Below are 17,458 nucleotides of genomic sequence, written 5' to 3' on the forward strand. Positions count from 1 at the left end.
GAACTTTAATGTTATAATTTAGTTTAATTCTATAAATAATTTTTGCCCCACTCGTTTATATCTTTCAAAAGTAAATCAATCTAACTATTTTAAAAACTATGAAAAAAATAATTTTATCTTGCCTAATAATTTTATTGGGCAGCATCAATTTATTTGCGCAAAGCAATAAAGTTGTTTACACATCGAATCAGTCAAGCAATGGTTACCTCCAAATCTTTACGATGAATGATGACGGCTCAGATAAGAAGCAGATAATTACAATGGAAGTGAATTGTGTTAATCCAAAGTGGTCGCATGACGGAACTAAGATTGTTTTTGCAACAACTGACGAACAGGTTTATTTAATTGACAATATTGAAACAGGCGATTACCGTTTCATGTGGAAAGGTATCACACCTGCATTTACACAGACAGACGATGAAATAATTTTCATTTCAGATTACGAAGGAGTTAATTCAATTTACGCACTCGGACTTGAAGAAACAGAACCATTCCTCTTATCAGACGGTAATTACTCGAATCAGGCAATTCTTTCCGCTAATGGAAATTATATGATTTATTCTGCTATTCAGGATGGCGGAAAATCTATTATGCTGAGAGATTTGAACGATACGACTGATAATCCGACCAGAAAAATCAGTGTGAATAAAGATGCAAACCTTGAACCCGATATTTCACCTGATGAAACAAAATATGTTTATGCCGGATTTGATATGAACCTCAATGGTACAATCTATCTATATGAAAACGGAAAAGAACGCGCTCTTACAAAAGATATTCCAAGTGCAACTCAACCGAAATTTTCTCCTGACGGAAGCAAGATTGCTTTTGCAGTTATAAAAGGTGAAAGAGTAAAGTTGTACACTATGAATGCCGACGGTACCAACAAAAAAGACTTAGGTATTAAAGGTGGTGACCTGGGACTTTTCAAATGGGCAGATAACAATAGAATAATTTATGATGCCGAAACCGAAAGTGAACAATATAGTATTGGAATAGTAGATATTTCTACCGGCGATATCAAACTAATTGCAACCACCGGATTCAATCTCCACCCCGATATTTTGAATCAATAATCTTTAATGAAAGTTACAGAGCACTTAGCAAAAGCAAAAAATCCGTTAATAAGTTATGAAATTATTCCGCCTCGCAGAGGCGGAGATATTCAGCAATTATTCAAAGTTGTTGACGAGCTTATAAAACACAATCCGCCATTCATAGATGTTACTTCACATGCTGCTGAAATGCACTACGAAGAAACACCATCAGGTATTCGTAAAAAAGTCAAACGTAAAAGACCCGGAACAATAGGCATCAGTGTTGCTATCAAAAATAAATATAATATCGATACAGTTCCTCATATCCTTTGCAAGGGATTTACGAAAGAAGAGACTGAAGATGCACTCATAGAACTCAATTATTTAGGAATTGAAAATGTTCTGGCACTTCGTGGTGACGATACAGGTTATACAAAACCGATTCCTGAAGGCCGTTCATGCAATGAAAATTCTATAGATTTGATAGAGCAGATAAACAGAATGAACGAAGGCAAGTATCTGGAAGAAGATTTACTTGATGCCAGCAGAACGAATTTTTGTATTGGTATCGGCGGCTACCCTGAAAAACATTTTGAATCTCCAAATATAAAACTCGATGTTTCCGTTACAAAGAAAAAAATTGATGCAGGCGCTCATTATATAGTAACGCAGATGTGTTTTAATAATAATCACTATTTTGATTACGTTGCCAAATGCAGAGCCGAAGGCATTACCGCTCCTATTATTCCCGGTTTAAAAATAATTTCAAATAAAGGGCATCTTACAAATCTTCCTAAGAACTTCTATATTGATATCCCTGAAGACCTTTCATCAGAAATTTTTGAAGCTAAGAATGAACATGTTCTCGATATCGGAGTAGAATGGGCAGCCAAGCAAGTTGAAGAGTTACTCAATAACGGCGCACCTGCAATTCACTTCTACATAATGCAATATGTAAAACCTATACAGCTGCTTTTCAAAAAACTGAAATTATGATGTATGGACTTTACAAATCTTTTTGAGTACGAAAACCACGCCTGCACTAAATTACATAAAACAGCATTCGATTATTATTCAAGCGGCGCTCACGATGAAATTACATTAAGAGATAATCGCGAAGCATATAACAGAATACAAATACATTACAAAGTTTTAATAGATGTAAGTAAAAGAGATGCTTCAACGGAAGTTCTCGGTCAGAAGATTTCTTTCCCGCTTATAATCGCTCCCACAGCGTTTCATAAAATGGCTAATGATGAAGGTGAATGCGCAGTAGCAAAGGCTGCTATGAATGTCGATACTATCATGTGCCTCTCTACATTATCTAATACAAAAGTTGAAGAAGTTAGTAAAAGCTGTAAGTCAAATTTCTGGTTTCAGCTATATGTGTTCAGAGATAAATCAGTAACTGAAAAACTTGTCCGCAGAGTTGAACAAGCAGGCGCAAAAGCAATTGTTGTTACGGTCGATGCACCTTTACTTGGAACGCGTGAGAAGGATGTTAAAAACAAATTTCAATTACCGCAGGGACTTTCAGTTATAAACTTAATGCCTGATAATAAAGAAGAATTACCCCAAGAAGGTGTTGATAACAAACCTGACTCCGGACTCTCCCTATACTTCAACGAAATGCTTGACCAATCCCTTAACTGGAAAGATATAGAATGGCTTACTTCCATTACAAAGCTTCCAATTATTTTAAAAGGTATAGTTCGTCCCGATGATGCCCTACGGGCAATTGAACACGGAGCAAAAGGTATTGTTGTATCAAATCACGGCGGAAGACAACTTGATACATCTCCTGCTACTATTGAAGTCCTTCCTTCTATAGCTGAAGCAGTTGATAACAGAATAGAAGTCTTGGTTGACGGCGGCATAAGAAGAGGAACCGATATTTTAAAAGCAGTTGCGCTCGGTGCAAAAGCAGTATTAGTCGGACGTCCTGTTTTATGGGGACTTGCATGTAACGGCTCTGACGGAGTTTCATCTGTACTTTCATTACTTAAAAAAGAATTCGACCTTGCCATGGCTTTATCAGGAACTCCGACTGTAAAAGATATTACACGCGACTTAGTATCTCTACCGTTTAAAAAATAATCTTTTGCAAACAATTTTATGTCTGATTCATTCAGAATAATACTCACCTTTTTTCTTGCTGTCATTTTCTTTTTTGTTCACGCATTCAGCGGTGCATACTTCACCAATTTAACCAGACGGAAATATTTCTGGCTGTCATTCTCGGGGGGCATTTCAGTTTCGTATGTATTCATTCATGTTTTTCCCGAGCTCAGTGATGCGCAGAATGATATATCGCAGCTGCATACCTCTATTATAGATTATTTTGACTATCACATTTATCTTATTTCTTTAATTGGATTTATATTATTTTATGGATTGGAATCCGCTGCAATGGTTTCCAGAAAGAAAAATATACGTTACAACAATAAAGACTACGCCGAAGGAAATGTATTCCTTGTTCATCTGGTAACATTTGCAATTTATAATTTTCAGATTGGTTACTTCCTTTTACATAGGGAAACACCGGGATTAAAATCATTACTGTTCTTTTTTGTAGCGATGGCAACACACATGATGATTAATGATTATTCTTTAAGAAATCATTTCAAACATTTTTATTTACGCTCCGGCAGATGGATATTATCTTCTGCTGTTTTTCTGGGCTGGCTCTGCGGAGTATTTTTTGATGTACCCAAATTAGTTCTATCTATAATGTTTGCCTTTATTGCAGGCGGCATGATACTCAACATAATTAAAGAAGAACTTCCTGACGAAAGACAAAGCAAGTTTTTCGGCTTCGCATCTGGCTGCGCAGTTTATTCAGTTCTTCTGTTAGTAATAGATTAATTTCTATAAAGAAATCCCCAACCGATATTTTATTACATACAACTTTGCTTAAACTTAAAATGAAAATGAGAAACATTTCACTTCTTCTTTCTTTATTTGTATTATTTGTAATCAACTCGTCTGTATTTTCGCAGGATGATGATAAACCTAAACAGTTAAAAGGTTTTTCAGTGGAATATATGGATCAATCCGTAAAACCGGGTGATGACTTTTATAAATATGTTAACGGCACTTGGCTGAAAAATAATCCCGTTCCTCCGCAGTACAGCCGCTGGGGAGCTTTCTCTGAAATAACTGTAAACAACGATAAAATTATAAAAGAGATTCTTGAAGAAGCAGCTAAGGGAACTGCTCCTCAGGGAAGCAACACTCAAAAAATCGGTGACCTTTACTTCACTGCAATGGATACTGCAAGAATTGAAGCCGATAAATTCAATCCTTTAATTCCCTACTTCAATAAAATAGATGCCGTTAAATCCACTGATGACCTGATCAAAACAATTGCCTTCCTTCAGATGAACGGAATCGGAAATTCATTCGGAGTATTTGCCGGCCAGGATGATAAGAATAGCTCTAACATTATTCCCAACTTTAATCAGGGCGGCATTACACTCTTCGATAGAGATTATTACTTAAAAGAAGATGACCGCTCAAAAGATATAAGAGCAAAATATGTTGACCACACTGCTAAAATGTTTATGCTTACAGGTATAGATGAAGCAACTTCAAGAAACTACGCTGAAAGAATTTTAGCATTCGAGACCGAATGGGCTACGAACTTTATGCCGAGAGTTTCCATGAGAAATCCTGATTCTACATATCATAAAATGACCATCGAAGATTTCAGAGCAATGACTCCGAACATAAACTGGACAAATTATTTCATAGAAGTTGCTGCAGACCCGTCCATCTTTGATAACGGAATTAACGTAGGCACTCCGAGATTCTATGCATTCCTCAATGATAAATTCGGCAAAGGTCCGGTCATACTAGACGACTGGAAAATCTATCTCAAGTGGAGATTGATTTCCGGAACGGCTGATTATCTTAGCTCTGATTTTACCAATGAAGATTTTGAGTTTTTCTCAAAATATCTCTCGGGCGTTCAGGTACAACAGCCCAGATGGAGAGAAGCACTGGGATTTGTAAACGGAACCATGGCTGAAGCACTTGGAAAATTATATGTTGATAAAGCATTCAGTCCCGCTGCAAAAGAGAAAGTAAATAATATGGTAAAGAACATTCTTGCTACTCTGAAAGAAACAATCGGAGAGCTTGACTGGATGAGCGCTGCAACAAAAGAAAAAGCCTATAAGAAACTCAGCACTTTCAGAGTGAAGATGGGCTACCCGGATAAGTGGAAAGATTTTTCTGCACTTGATATAAACCGCAGCAACACACTCTTTGAAAATATGATGAACGCACGCAGATTCAATTACAGACGCAACATGAATAAGATCGGCAAGCCTGTTGACCGCGAAGAGTGGGGCATGTTCCCGCACTTGGTAAACGCTTCTTATAACTCTTCAAAGAACGATATCACTTTCCCTGCAGGAATTTTACAGCCGCCTTTCTTTGATCCGAATGCAGATGATGCTCTGAACTATGGAGGCATCGGCGGAGTTATCGGCCACGAAATTACTCACGGCTTTGATGACTCAGGCAGAAAGTACGATGCTGACGGAAACCTTACTGACTGGTGGACTGAAGAAGACGCAAAGAACTATACAATGAGAGCCGATAAAGTCGTTGAGCAGTTCAATGAATATGTTGCAGTGGATACTTCACACGTTAATGGTCAATTGACACTCGGCGAAAATATTGCCGACCTTGGCGGAATGGTGATAGCTTATAAATCATTCCTTAAAACTCTTAAAGGCAACGAACCGAAGATTGACGGATTCACTCCGCAGCAGAGATTCTTCCTTGCATGGGCAACGGTTTGGAGAGATAACATGACTGACCAGGAGCAAAGACTTAGATTAAAGACGGACTCACACTCGCCCGGTAAATTCAGAGGATATGCAAATCTGACCAATTTTCAGCCGTTTTATGATGCATTTGGCATAAAAGATACTGACCCGATTGCAAGACCGAAGGATAAGAGAGTAAGAATCTGGTAAAATAGATTATATAAGCAGTTTTTAAAGCCCTGCATGCAAATACAGGGCTTTTTTTATGCCCAAAATCTGCCATAAAACAAAAAAGCAGGTCATTTGACCTGCTTCCTGTATCTCTCATTGTCCCCCTAAAACAAAAAGAGAATCTTATGTAAATTTAACCCTATTTATGTAGTTTGATTATGAGATTCAAACTTATACAAAATTGAAAAAAACGGGATTAAATGTCAAGTGAAAATGTTGTAATTTTTTTGGACAACATTTTCAGCATTTTTAAGAAACAGCTCAATATATTATTTAATCAATATTTTAAGGCAATATTAATTTATTGTAAAGAACGAAATAAATTTAATTATTTTTAATATTTAAATAGTGCATTATTGTTACATTTTCATTCAGTTTCAAGTTACGAGTTTAAAGTTTCAAATTTTCCAATTTTGATGAATTTTTGACGGGTTTTGTTTGCAAAATAAGATAATGAATTAGAAGTTACGAGTTATGAATTATGAGCTAATTGTAACATTATTGTCACATTTTCATTCAATTTCAAGTTACGAGTTCCAAATTTCAAAATTTTTCTATTTTGATGAATTTTTGACGGATTTTTCTGTTCATTGATAATTGTTAACTGCCAATTGAAATTGTCACATTATTGTCACATTTTATTTCCATAAAACGCAAAAGACCTGTCAGGATTAATTCGCCACGGCGAACTGACAGGTCAATTTTACACTTCTCTAAAATAATAATTTAAAATCAGATGGGCAAATTGTTTTGTCCTATTAGTAGGTATAGGCTTATTTCGTTACGAAGCTGGAGCATCGTAACGAGGAATGTTTTTATTTTCTAAGACTAACAACTGACAACCGATAACTAACTTACTTCATCTCCTCTTTCAGATACTTCGCCGTATAACCGACATTCAAAAATTTCTTTACAATATCTTCCGGAGTGCCTTCTGCAATTATCTGTCCTCCGCCGTTGCCGCCTTCGGGTCCCAGATCAATTATCCAGTCAGCAGATTTTATCACATCAAGATTATGTTCAATCACAATTACAGTGTTTCCTTTATCGGTAAGCTTGTTCAATACATCAAGAAGCATTCTAATATCTTCAAAGTGAAGCCCTGTAGTAGGCTCATCAAGAATATAAACCGTTCTTCCTGTCTGGACTTTAGAAAGCTCAGTTGCAAGCTTTACTCTCTGCGCTTCTCCGCCTGAAAGCGTTGTTGCCTGCTGGCCAAGCCTTATATATCCAAGACCAACATCAAACAATGTCTTCAGTTTTCTTTTTAAAGTAGGGACCTGTTCAAAAAATGCGACTGCATCTTCCACTGTCATTTCAAGCACATCGGCAATCGACTTACCTTTATATTTTACTTCAAGAGTTTCCTTGCTGTACCTTCTTCCGTTGCAGACATCGCACGTTACATATACATCTGGCAGAAAATTCATTTCAATTTTTTTCAATCCGTCGCCTTCGCATGCTTCGCATCTTCCGCCGCCATTCTCTGCTTTTACATTGAACGAAAATCTTCCGACCTTATATCCTCTTATTTTTGAATCAGGCAGCGATGCAAATATATCTCTCACGAATGTAAACAGTCCCGTATATGTTGCGGGATTGCTTCTCGGAGTTCTTCCTATCGGCGTCTGGTCAATTTCAATTATCTTATCTACAACTTTCACCGGCCACTTTTCTCCCGGTATTGTCATCCCGTCAATTGATTTATAAGGCAATGACGGCTCAGGTGTTTTATAAAATTTCTTTGAGAGCAGTCTGTACAGCGTTTCGTTTATCAGTGAAGATTTTCCCGAACCGCTTACGCCCGTCACACAGATAAATTTTCCTAAAGGAATTTTAAGCGTAACGTTCTTTAAATTATTTCCCGTTGCGCCTTTAAGCGTTATAAAATTTCCCGTTCCTTTTCTTCTTTCTTTCGGGACTTCAATTTTCATCTTGCCGGATAAATACTGACCCGTAATAGAATTTCCATTCAGACTGAACGGACTTCCAAATGCAGTTATCTCTCCGCCATGCTCACCTGCTCTCGGACCTAAGTCAACAACAAAATCAGATGCCTCAATCATTTCCTTATCGTGCTCAACAACTATAACTGAGTTACCTATATCTCTTAATTTTTTTAACGAATCAATCAACTTAATATTATCTCTCTGATGTAATCCGATTGAAGGTTCATCAAGAATGTATAATACACCTGTAAGCTGCGAACCTATTTGCGTTGCAAGACGAATTCTCTGCGCCTCGCCGCCCGATAAAGTTTTTGCGCTTCTATCCAATGTTAAATATTCAAGTCCTACATTCAGTAAAAAATCCAGACGTGATTTTATTTCTTTTAATATCTGCGTTGCAACGATCATCTTTCTTTCATCAAGCTTCACAACATCAAAGTATGCGCGTGAATCTGCAATCGACATTGTTGTAATATCGTGAATATTTTTATTATCTATTTTTACCCATAAAGAATCTTCCTTCAGTCTTCCACCGCCGCATGTTTTACATTTGGAGGTCGTCATAAAGCTTTCAGCCCAGTTGCGGATATGCTCCGATGTAGAATCGTTTGCAAAGTGCTGAATATAATTTATAAGTCCGTTGAATTTATGCGAGTATGAATTTGTCTTTCCGTTCGAATCGGTATGAAGATATTTTATTTTATCTTTCGTGCCTGCAAGAAGACTTGCTTTCAAATCTTTAGAAAGCTTGCTAACCGGAGTATCGAAGTCAGCGCCGTTTAATTCAAACAAACCTTTAACAATAGAAAAAATCCATGTCGGCTTTGGCTTTCCAAGTGGAGCAATACCGCCTGCATTCACTGTCAACTCATCATCAGGGAATATTTTCTCTACATCTAGCTCCTTTTTCTCACCGAGTCCGTAGCAATCTACGCACCATCCGTAAGGCGAGTTAAACGAAAATGAATTAGGCGCAGGCTCAGAAAAGCTTCTGCCCGTTTCAGGATCAGATAACTTCTCGTTAAAAAATCTGTCGTTCTTTCCGTCGTTTACAATTACAACTCCTTCACCGTGACGAAGACCTGTTTCAAGTGATTCGTAAATTCTTGTTTTGGATTTTTCGTTAACAACAACTCTATCAATTACAATTTCAATATCGTGAATTTTAAATCTTTCTATCTGCATCTTCGGAACGATGTCTTTTATCTCGCCATCTATTCTAACTTTGGTAAATCCTTCTTTTGAAATCTCCTCGAAGAGTTCGCGGTAATGTCCTTTTCTTCCTTTAACAACGGGAGCAAGAATGGAAATTTTTGTTCCGTCTTTTAATTCAAAAACTCTTTCAATTATCTGGTCTAATGTCTGGCGGACTACTGCTTTACCTGTATCAGGAGAGTATTGCGTTCCGCATCTTGCATAAAGAAGACGAAGGAAATCATATATCTCAGTAACAGTACCTACGGTTGAGCGCGGATTCTGCGAGATAGTTTTTTGCTCGATGGAGATTGCAGGGGAAAGTCCTTCGATTTTATCAACATCGGGACGTTCGATTCCGCCGATGAACTGACGCGCATAAGCAGAAAGTGTTTCCATAAATCTGCGCTGGCCTTCAGCGTAAATTGTATCGAAGGCAAGAGAAGATTTTCCCGAGCCTGAAAGTCCCGTGAATACAACGAGACTATCGCGGGGAATTTCTAAATCTATATTTTTTAAATTGTGGACGCGCGCGCCCTTTATAACTATTTTATCTAAATGAGACTCTGACATTAAATATAAGTATAAGAACTAATCAAAATGGTGAACATCAAAAATACACTTAATTTATTAAGGTTACAATTGCAAAATAAATTCTTCTCCTACTTTGAGATTATTTTATTAGAACACAGATAATTATGATTTTTTATGATTACACAGATGAAAAAATGAACTAATCAGTGTATTCATAGCTATCATGTTTATCTGTGTTCTAACTTAAGAACAGCGGCGGGAATAAATTAATTCAATATTAAACCTGTGTTATGCTAATAACAACTATTTACCTTGTTTTTAAAGCACTTCATAAGTAATTTTACTCACAATGGTTAAACGAATTACATATTTCATAACCTGTTAAAATTTTAGAAAAGTGTCCGCCCGAAAAGCGACACTTTTTTTTTGCTCCCTTTTTATTAAAAATTAATTTGTAATAAGTTTATCATCTCTTCGTTTTAATGAAAAAAGAAATTGTATTAAGGAACTATGTAAAAAAGTTTTTCAGAGCAGATGAAATAAAAGAAGCAAAGATATCCGGATACAAATACAAAACAACAAATAAAATTACCGTAAAAATTCCCCTGAAATTCCTTGATAAACTTGCGTTTGAGATGTCAAATGCAGGAGCGGGAATTATTGGCAATTACGAACATTGTTCTTTCAGAATTAACGGAGCAGGTACTTTCAAGCCGGCAAAAAAAGCAAATCCTTTTTCCGGGAATAAAAATAGGATTAACTTTGTTGAAGAAGTAAAGCTTGAAATGAGATGTGAAGATGAAAATTTAGATAACGTGATTGATGCGATTTATGAATTTCATCCGTATGAGGAACCTGACTATGATATTACTCAGATAAAGTTCAGAAGTAAGATTCCCGAATCGATGCTGATCACTCTGAAGAAATCAATTACCGCTGAAGACTTATTTAAAAGAATTAATAAGAATATAAAGAGTTTCGAAAACAAGAAAAAAGTTTTAACTTTGCTTATCACCACAGGCAATGAACCACATAACTTAAATGCAGATGCAGTAATATCTGCCGGTGAGTTTATAAAACTAAAATTAAAATAATAAAACATATCATGTCAGATTTAGTAAACAAAAACGAGATGAACGAAGACGGCGGCTTGAACGACGAAGCTTCCGCCGATACAACTCCATCGGTAATACTTGAATACTTCGAAGAAGATTCAGATGTAAAAAAACCTAAAGTGACAGAAAAGCTTATGACCTTCTACAAGCTTTCAAAAATCGATAAAGAGCTTTTTGAAATTGAAGAAGAGAAAGGCGATCTTCCCGAAGTTATTAAAAATCTGAAGGAGAAAATTGCTTCAATTGAAAAGGAAGTTTCGGACAGACAAAAACGTGTCATCGATCTAAACACCACCAAAGATAAACTCACCGCAAGCAACAAGAAAACCGAAGAACGCATCACAAAGTACGAAGAGCAGAAATTCTCAGCAAAGAACAACAAAGATTACGATGACATAATGAAAACAATCGATGCCGGACTAGAGGAAATGGAAGGCTTCGAGAAAAAAATGAAAGATATTACGAATGAAATTAAGAACGAAGTAGATGCAACTAACGAACTTACATCAAGAGTTGAAGGAATGAAAACTGATTTAACGGAGAAAGAAGAAGTTTTACATGAGCTTGATGAGAACTACAAATCCGAAGAAGATGAAATGAAAAAAGATTACAATGTGCTTCTGAAAAATCTTAACGCAGAAGATAAGGCATTGTACACAAGATTAAAAAAGATGTTCAAAGGCGAAGTAATCGCTATTGTAAGAAAAGGTAACTGCACAGGATGTTATAACTCTATTCCTCCGCAAAAAGTTATTGAAATAGCGACTGCGGAAAAAGTTTACACATGCGAATCATGCGGAAGAATTTTAATTTCCGAAGAAGTTCTTAAAAACAACATCGACGCTTAATCATTATTAACAATTAAGTATTGGTGAAAAAAATAAAAGTTTTTACAGACGCTACAGCTAAAGGCAATCCGGGACCTTCGGGTCTCGGAATTGTTATCAAAGACGAATCCGACGAAATCCTCCTCACACACAAAGAATACATAGGCAAAGCAACAAACAATCAGGGCGAGTACACTGCCCTGCTCAAATCATTAACACTGCTCAAAAATCTAAATGCAGATTACGACTTCGTAGAATTTTACTCCGATAGTTTATTAATGGTAAGCCAGTTAACAGGTAAATATAAAATTAAGGATAAGTATCTTATGAGAAATGCTATGAACTTCTGGGAAGGAATAAACAAACTGGGAAAGAAACATTCAATCACATACATTCCGCGTGAGCAGAATGCTATTGCCGATAAGCTTGCGAACGAAGCAACACGCGAAGGCATGCTAGCCGAATCACAAAAATAAATCTCCCCTATTTAATAAGCCGGATTCTGTAAACGCACACTGGCGAGTGACAATCATTTATCTTAATTAAAACATTACTGTAATAATTTTTTGCGGCCTACCCCGGAAGCAATTTAAACGAGCGCTGTTTATGCTTCCTATACTTGGCCTTGCTCCGGATGAGTTTGTCAATCCGACAATTGCCCGCCGGATGGCAGCTCTTACCCTGCCGTTTCACCCTTACCTTGAGATAAACTCAGGGCGGTCTTCTTTTCTGTAACACTTCCTGTAAAAAATACTTACGTAAGTTTTACCCCGGACTTTCTCCGGGCATCCGCGCTCTCATGGAGTCCGGACTTTCCTCACTTCTCTGTAAGAATACAAAGTATGCGCGATTGTCTAAAATAGAGGAGAAAAATTTTCGAAAATTTTAAAGAACGTTATAGAATTAAAATTATTTTTTCTTTCACTTATTACTTTATACTTGTTACCTGCTACTTTTTACTACCTGCTCATTTCAAGCATTCGTTTTAATGGAGTTAGGGCTTTTCTCATCAAACCCTCACTCATTGTTATCTCAGGCTTCCTACCTTTCATACATAAATATAATTTTTCAAGCGTGTTCAGTTTCATATAAGGGCATTCATTGCAGTTACAGCTGTTTTCAGGCGGCGCAGGAATATATTTTTTGCCCGGCGCTTTTAATTCCATCTGGTGAATTATTCCGGGCTCTGTTGCAACAATAAATTCATTGCCTGAATCCTGTATTACATAATTAAGTAATGCGCTTGTTGAGCCTATAAAATCTGCATGTTTTAAAATCGTATCTTCACATTCAGGGTGAGCTATTATTTTTGCGTTCGGATTTTCAAATTTCAGCTTAGTAATTTTTCTATCGCTGAAAGTCTCGTGCACGATACATGCTCCCTGCCATAACTTCATTTCTCTTCCCGTCTGCTTCATTATGTAGCGGCCGAGATTTCTATCGGGAGCGAAGATAATTCCCTGCTCCTTCGGTATCTGTTCAACAATTTTAACTGCGTTAGATGAAGTGCATATTATATCTGATATTGCCTTCACTTCCGCTGAACAGTTTATGTATGAAATTAATATATGGTCAGGATATTTGTCCTTGAATTTCTGTAGTAAAGGCGCAGGGCATCCTTCTGCAAGCGAGCAGCCTGCGTTTAAATCAGGAAGCAAAACAAGTTTGTTGGGATTTAAAATCTTTGCCGTCTCAGCCATGAAATGCACCCCAGCAAATACAATCACATCTGCATCGGTTTTCTCTGCAGCCTGTGCAAGCTGGAGACTATCACCAATGTAATCAGCAAGGTCCTGTATATCATCATCCTGATAATAATGCGCGAGGATGACTGCATTCATTTTTTTCTTCAGCGCTTTTATCTCAGCGACTAAATCGATATTCAAATCAATCGATTGAATGCCTTCAATTTCTAATTTATTATTTGTTTCTATCATAATTGTAAGAACAAATTTACATAGAATAAAATTTATATATAATACAATTGATCAATTGATTAAAATTAATTCCCTTAAATTTAAATCAGTATTAATTTAAATTATATTATGAAGGCATTGATACTCTCGGCAGGACTAGGCACAAGACTAAAACCGCTAACCGATACAACTCCAAAACCGTTAATACCATACAAAGGTAAACCTCTTATTGTTCACCAGATTGAAAAGCTTAGAACTTTTGGGATCAGTGAGATTATTGTGAATGTTCATCACCTTAAAGATAAGATGATTGAATTTTTTAACTATAATAAGTTTGGCGTTAAAATAAATTTATCTATAGAAGAGGAAATTCTCGGAACAGGCGGAGGGATTATAAATGCCGAAAAATATTTGAAAGATGAGTCATTTTTTCTTGTTACTAATTCGGACATAATTACCGGAATTGATTTAAGGAAGTTTACAAAGAATTATTCAATCAGTCATCTTGCAGTCTTAGCCGTGCAAAACAGAAAAACTTCAAGGTATCTGAGCTTTGATAACAGAATGCATCTGAAGGGAAGAGCAGATGAAAATTCACAGGATGATAATAAATATGCATTCAATGGAACGCAAGTAATATCAAATAAAATTTTTAAACTCGGATACAAACCGGAGTTTAAGGATATAATAGATATTTATATTGAGTCAGTTAATAAAAGATTGACGATTAAAGGTTTTAATGTCGGTAATGCAGAGTTTAAAGATATAGGTAAGCCGGAAAATTTAGTATAAAATTTATACAACCTGCTCAACACGTTTCACCCATGGTAATTCTTTCATAAGTACACGTTCAACTCCTGCGCGCAGAGTCATCTGACTCATAGGGCAGCCGAGACATGAGCCGAGCAAGCGCAATTCAACTATACTCTCATCTTTAATATTCACAACTTCAACATCGCCTCCGTCAATTTGCAGGTAAGGTCTTATTCGTTTTAGTACTTCTTCAATTTGTGCCAGATTGATTTCCATTTTGTAAATTATAACTTTAAAAATTATTCAACTAACTTCATCATTTCCTTATTTGTTCGAACCAAGTCATACTTCCATGCGCCTTCTTTTATCGAGTAAACTTCGAAAGTTTTACCTGATGTAAATTTCAAAGAGACCTGAGCGTTATCGCCTTCCTTCTTCTCATTTACAACGTCAAAATCTTCATATAGATTTCCGAGTGACTTCGGATTTTTGAAATCGTTTATAAATGCTTCCTTCCCTGAAATGTTTCTTGCCTTTGCAGTAGTCTCAAATTGTTTTTGAGATTCAGCCGAAAGATAATTCCACGCTTTCTCTGTGCTTCCTTCTTTGACAGCCTTCACAAAATCTTTTATTGAGTTAGCCGGAGAATCTGAGCCGCCGGAGTTTCCGCAGCCACTTAATAACATTGCAAATCCAATAAGTACTAATAAGTATTTCATATCTTTAAATATTGATTTCAAGTTCTGGCATTTCGCTTTCTTTAGCGTTGAACATATTTACTTCTAATACAAGCTTTGAAGCGATGTCATTATAAATTTTTGCCGTTTCAGAATCAGGTGATTTTAATACAATCGGAACTCCTGCATCACCGCCTTCTCTTATTGCTGTGTTAATTGGAATTTCTCCAAGCAAAGGAATCTTATATTCATCACTCATTTTTTTACCGCCGCCTTCTCCGAATATAAATTCCTTCTTTCCGTCTGCGTGTTTAAAGTAGCTCATGTTTTCTATTATTCCCAATGTGGGAACGTTTACTTTTTCAAACATAACATATCCTTTGCGCGCATCTGCAAGAGAAATATCCTGCGGAGTTGTAACCATCACTGCCCCCGTAAGTGGAATCGTTTGGCTTAATGTCAGCTGAATATCACCTGTTCCCGGAGGCATATCGAATAATAAATAATCAAGCTCACCCCAAACAACTTCCGTCATAAACTGACGAAGCGCGCTTGAAGCCATAGGTCCACGCCAAACAACAGCAGTTCCCTCTTCCATTAAAAATCCGATTGACATAAGTTTCACTCCATGAGCATCAACAGGAAGCATTTTATTCTTCTCACCTTCTTTAACTAAGTATGGCTTCTCTTTTGTTCCAAACATAAGAGGAATTGAAGGACCGTAAATATCGGCATCAATTAATCCCACCTTCGCACCTTTTTGTGCAAGAGCAACTGCAAGATTTACTGCAACTGTTGATTTCCCTACTCCGCCTTTACCTGAAGCAACGGCAATAGTATTTTTTATATTGGGAAGAATGGATGCTTTTTTATCGTTGCGATGATTTGTAATTCCAAGTGAAAAATTTACCGTTACATTTTCTATTTCACTGAATGCAGATTTGATTGCATTTGATATCTGAGTTTTTACAGATTCAAGATTTTTATTCAGCGGATCGGATATTCCTAAATTTACAATTAAGTTCTTTCCGTTAATTGAGATGCCTTTATAAAATCCTAAAGTGATGTAATCTTTTTTAAGAAAAGGTTCGTTAATAGCAGCTAATATGCTTTTTATGTTTTGTTCTGTTATCATTATTTTTTGTTGAACTATCAAAGTAAGAATATCTGTTAAGTTATTAAATGGAATTCGTAAGCACATATTAACTGAAAATTTAATAATTTTTCTTTATCTTATATTTATGAAAGCAAATGAAATTATATTCCTGGTTGAAGAATCTTTAGAAGGTGGATATGAAGCAAAAGCCATTGGTGAATCAATATTTACTGAAGCTGAGTCCATTGAGAAATTAAAATCTAATATTAAAGAAGCCGTACATTGTCATTTTGATAATCCAAATTTTTCCCACAAAGTAGTTTTCCATTCATAATTCTGAATTCATCATTCATAATTCTAAACTCTTTTCCATTTCTTAAGAACTTCATTTTCACTAAATTTACCTTTTACATCATACTTGCTGAATAAAACATCTAAAATAGCTTTATTAGTTCTTGTCATCGCAGCCATTTTCTGGCTGGGAGCAGTGAACATTCGATTCTTCATTGGCAATCAGCTTTTGAATTACGACGAGTTCAATTTCAGAACAAGCATTCCCCCTGATGAAGAGAATCAGATCTTCCAGGCAATTGCAAACTGCTCACTGACTATCATGATTTTTTATCCGATAGCTCTGCTTGCTGCAATTGTCTTTATAAAAAACTGCAAGATAAAGCTTAAAGAAAATCCATGGCTATTGATGAGCTGCATTTTGTTTTTTGCATTCGTTCCTGTTGAGCTTTACACTTCATATCTTGATTTAAAATTCATTTTATTATTCAACACCAGACCGCCAAATCACGATATACTTTTAAAGTTATTCGGTGCGCGTATAGGATTTTTAAAAGGCGTTCCGTGGATTGCAGTTCTATCTTACTATACTATTATAGGCATTACAATTTTTCAGCCGCTGAAAAAATCACGCGAGCAGCTTGAATACGAAAAAAATAAAGCCAAAGAACACTCCTACAAATATATTTTCCACGAGGAAGATGATTTGATAATTGATGAAAAATAATCTACAGTACAAATGTCACTCATAAAAAAACAACCCGTAAAAAAAACAGACGAGAAAAAAGACGTAACCATAAATGAACTCATCGAGCTTCTTAACAATATGGGCTACAGAGTCCGTATTGAAAAAGGAACTTTCAAGGGCGGATTTTGCTTATTAAGAGAAGAGAAGATTTTCCTCTTGAAGAAAGACCTTGAACAGGATAAGAAAATCAGCATCCTTGCAAGCAACATCGCTGAAATAGGTGTTGAAGATATTTTTATAAAACCAAACCTTAGAGAGCTGATTGAAAATGCTTCAACCGAAGAAGGTTAAAGAAGATTAATACACAGAGGA

18 protein-coding genes and 1 other RNA gene are annotated in these 17,458 nt (G+C 36.3%); 12 read left to right on the top strand and 7 right to left on the bottom strand.

Annotated features, from left to right (window positions below; translation table 11 throughout):
• The first annotated feature begins 98 nt into the window (after positions 1-98).
• The 5 genes from JST55_03670 (at position 99) to JST55_03690 (ending at position 6,025) form a co-directional block, all read left to right on the top strand.
• Entirely contained in the window at positions 99-1,076 is a 978-nt protein-coding gene (locus JST55_03670; GenBank protein MBS1492581.1) for a PD40 domain-containing protein, read from the top strand.
• A 6-nt stretch (positions 1,077-1,082) separates the two neighbouring features.
• Positions 1,083-2,033 (top strand): methylenetetrahydrofolate reductase, encoded by a 951-nt coding sequence (locus tag JST55_03675; protein ID MBS1492582.1) that lies wholly within the window; start codon positions 1,083-1,085, stop codon positions 2,031-2,033.
• Between the two features lie 3 nt (positions 2,034-2,036).
• Positions 2,037-3,134: an alpha-hydroxy-acid oxidizing protein gene (locus JST55_03680; protein MBS1492583.1), complete on the top strand. Its 1,098-nt coding sequence runs from the start codon at positions 2,037-2,039 to the stop codon at positions 3,132-3,134.
• An 18-nt stretch (positions 3,135-3,152) separates the two neighbouring features.
• The gene (locus JST55_03685; protein MBS1492584.1) at positions 3,153-3,902 is read left to right on the top strand and encodes a hypothetical protein; all 750 of its coding nucleotides are present in this window, start codon (positions 3,153-3,155) and stop codon (positions 3,900-3,902) included.
• Positions 3,903-3,967: 65 nt separating this feature from the next.
• Positions 3,968-6,025 (top strand): M13 family metallopeptidase, encoded by a 2,058-nt coding sequence (locus JST55_03690; GenBank protein ID MBS1492585.1) that lies wholly within the window; start codon positions 3,968-3,970, stop codon positions 6,023-6,025.
• Between the two features lie 875 nt (positions 6,026-6,900).
• On the opposite strand, the gene uvrA is transcribed toward JST55_03690, so the two are convergent.
• Positions 6,901-9,762 carry an excinuclease ABC subunit UvrA gene (uvrA, locus tag JST55_03695; protein MBS1492586.1) on the bottom strand — a complete coding sequence of 954 codons (2,862 nt, stop codon included), beginning with the start codon at positions 9,760-9,762 and terminating at the stop codon, positions 6,901-6,903.
• A gap of 443 nt (positions 9,763-10,205) precedes the next feature.
• On the opposite strand from uvrA, the gene JST55_03700 reads away from it, so the two are divergent.
• Genes JST55_03700 through JST55_03710 form a run of 3 tightly spaced genes read left to right on the top strand, consistent with a single transcriptional unit; the run spans position 10,206 to position 12,141 of the window.
• Positions 10,206-10,817 (top strand): hypothetical protein, encoded by a 612-nt coding sequence (locus JST55_03700; protein MBS1492587.1) that lies wholly within the window; start codon positions 10,206-10,208, stop codon positions 10,815-10,817.
• Between the two features lie 11 nt (positions 10,818-10,828).
• Complete coding sequence (locus tag JST55_03705) at positions 10,829-11,686, top strand: hypothetical protein (protein MBS1492588.1); 858 nt, start codon at positions 10,829-10,831, stop codon at positions 11,684-11,686.
• A 23-nt stretch (positions 11,687-11,709) separates the two neighbouring features.
• Positions 11,710-12,141, top strand: a complete 432-nt coding sequence (locus JST55_03710; GenBank protein ID MBS1492589.1) for a ribonuclease HI family protein — start codon at positions 11,710-11,712, stop codon at positions 12,139-12,141.
• Here JST55_03710 and rnpB read toward each other — a convergent pair.
• Positions 12,141-12,532, bottom strand: an RNA gene (gene rnpB, locus JST55_03715) — RNase P RNA component class A. The genes JST55_03710 and rnpB overlap by 1 nt on opposite strands.
• A 92-nt stretch (positions 12,533-12,624) precedes the next feature.
• Positions 12,625-13,602, bottom strand: coding sequence for a quinolinate synthase NadA (gene nadA, locus JST55_03720; GenBank protein ID MBS1492590.1), 978 nt, complete (start codon positions 13,600-13,602; stop codon positions 12,625-12,627).
• A gap of 108 nt (positions 13,603-13,710) precedes the next feature.
• On the opposite strand from nadA, the gene JST55_03725 reads away from it, so the two are divergent.
• The gene (locus JST55_03725; GenBank protein MBS1492591.1) at positions 13,711-14,373 is read left to right on the top strand and encodes an NTP transferase domain-containing protein; all 663 of its coding nucleotides are present in this window, start codon (positions 13,711-13,713) and stop codon (positions 14,371-14,373) included.
• Between the two features lie 3 nt (positions 14,374-14,376).
• On the opposite strand, the gene JST55_03730 is transcribed toward JST55_03725, so the two are convergent.
• From JST55_03730 to apbC, 3 genes are read right to left on the bottom strand one after another with little or no spacing between them, the layout of a single operon-like run.
• Positions 14,377-14,610 (bottom strand): NifU family protein, encoded by a 234-nt coding sequence (locus tag JST55_03730; protein MBS1492592.1) that lies wholly within the window; start codon positions 14,608-14,610, stop codon positions 14,377-14,379.
• Positions 14,611-14,633: 23 nt separating this feature from the next.
• Positions 14,634-15,053: a DUF4878 domain-containing protein gene (locus JST55_03735; protein ID MBS1492593.1), complete on the bottom strand. Its 420-nt coding sequence runs from the start codon at positions 15,051-15,053 to the stop codon at positions 14,634-14,636.
• A 4-nt stretch (positions 15,054-15,057) separates the two neighbouring features.
• Positions 15,058-16,146, bottom strand: coding sequence for an iron-sulfur cluster carrier protein ApbC (gene apbC, locus JST55_03740; GenBank protein ID MBS1492594.1), 1,089 nt, complete (start codon positions 16,144-16,146; stop codon positions 15,058-15,060).
• A gap of 106 nt (positions 16,147-16,252) precedes the next feature.
• On the opposite strand from apbC, the gene JST55_03745 reads away from it, so the two are divergent.
• Entirely contained in the window at positions 16,253-16,441 is a 189-nt protein-coding gene (locus JST55_03745; GenBank protein ID MBS1492595.1) for a 2-oxoisovalerate dehydrogenase, read from the top strand.
• Positions 16,442-16,464: 23 nt separating this feature from the next.
• Here the strand turns inward: JST55_03745 and JST55_03750 are convergent, their stop codons facing one another.
• On the bottom strand, positions 16,465-16,602 hold the full coding sequence (locus tag JST55_03750; protein ID MBS1492596.1) for a hypothetical protein: 138 nt from the start codon (positions 16,600-16,602) through the stop codon (positions 16,465-16,467).
• Between JST55_03750 and JST55_03755 the strand changes: the two genes are divergently transcribed.
• Complete coding sequence (locus JST55_03755; protein MBS1492597.1) at positions 16,595-17,125, top strand: hypothetical protein; 531 nt, start codon at positions 16,595-16,597, stop codon at positions 17,123-17,125. The two genes, JST55_03750 and JST55_03755, sit on opposite strands and share 8 nt — an antisense overlap.
• Positions 17,126-17,137: 12 nt before the next feature.
• On the top strand, positions 17,138-17,437 hold the full coding sequence (locus JST55_03760; GenBank protein ID MBS1492598.1) for a hypothetical protein: 300 nt from the start codon (positions 17,138-17,140) through the stop codon (positions 17,435-17,437).
• Positions 17,438-17,458 lie beyond the last annotated feature (21 nt).

The sequence above is a fragment of the Bacteroidota bacterium genome (genome assembly GCA_018266835.1).
Taxonomy (GTDB): Bacteria; Bacteroidota; Ignavibacteria; order Tepidaquicellales; family Tepidaquicellaceae; genus JAFDZO01.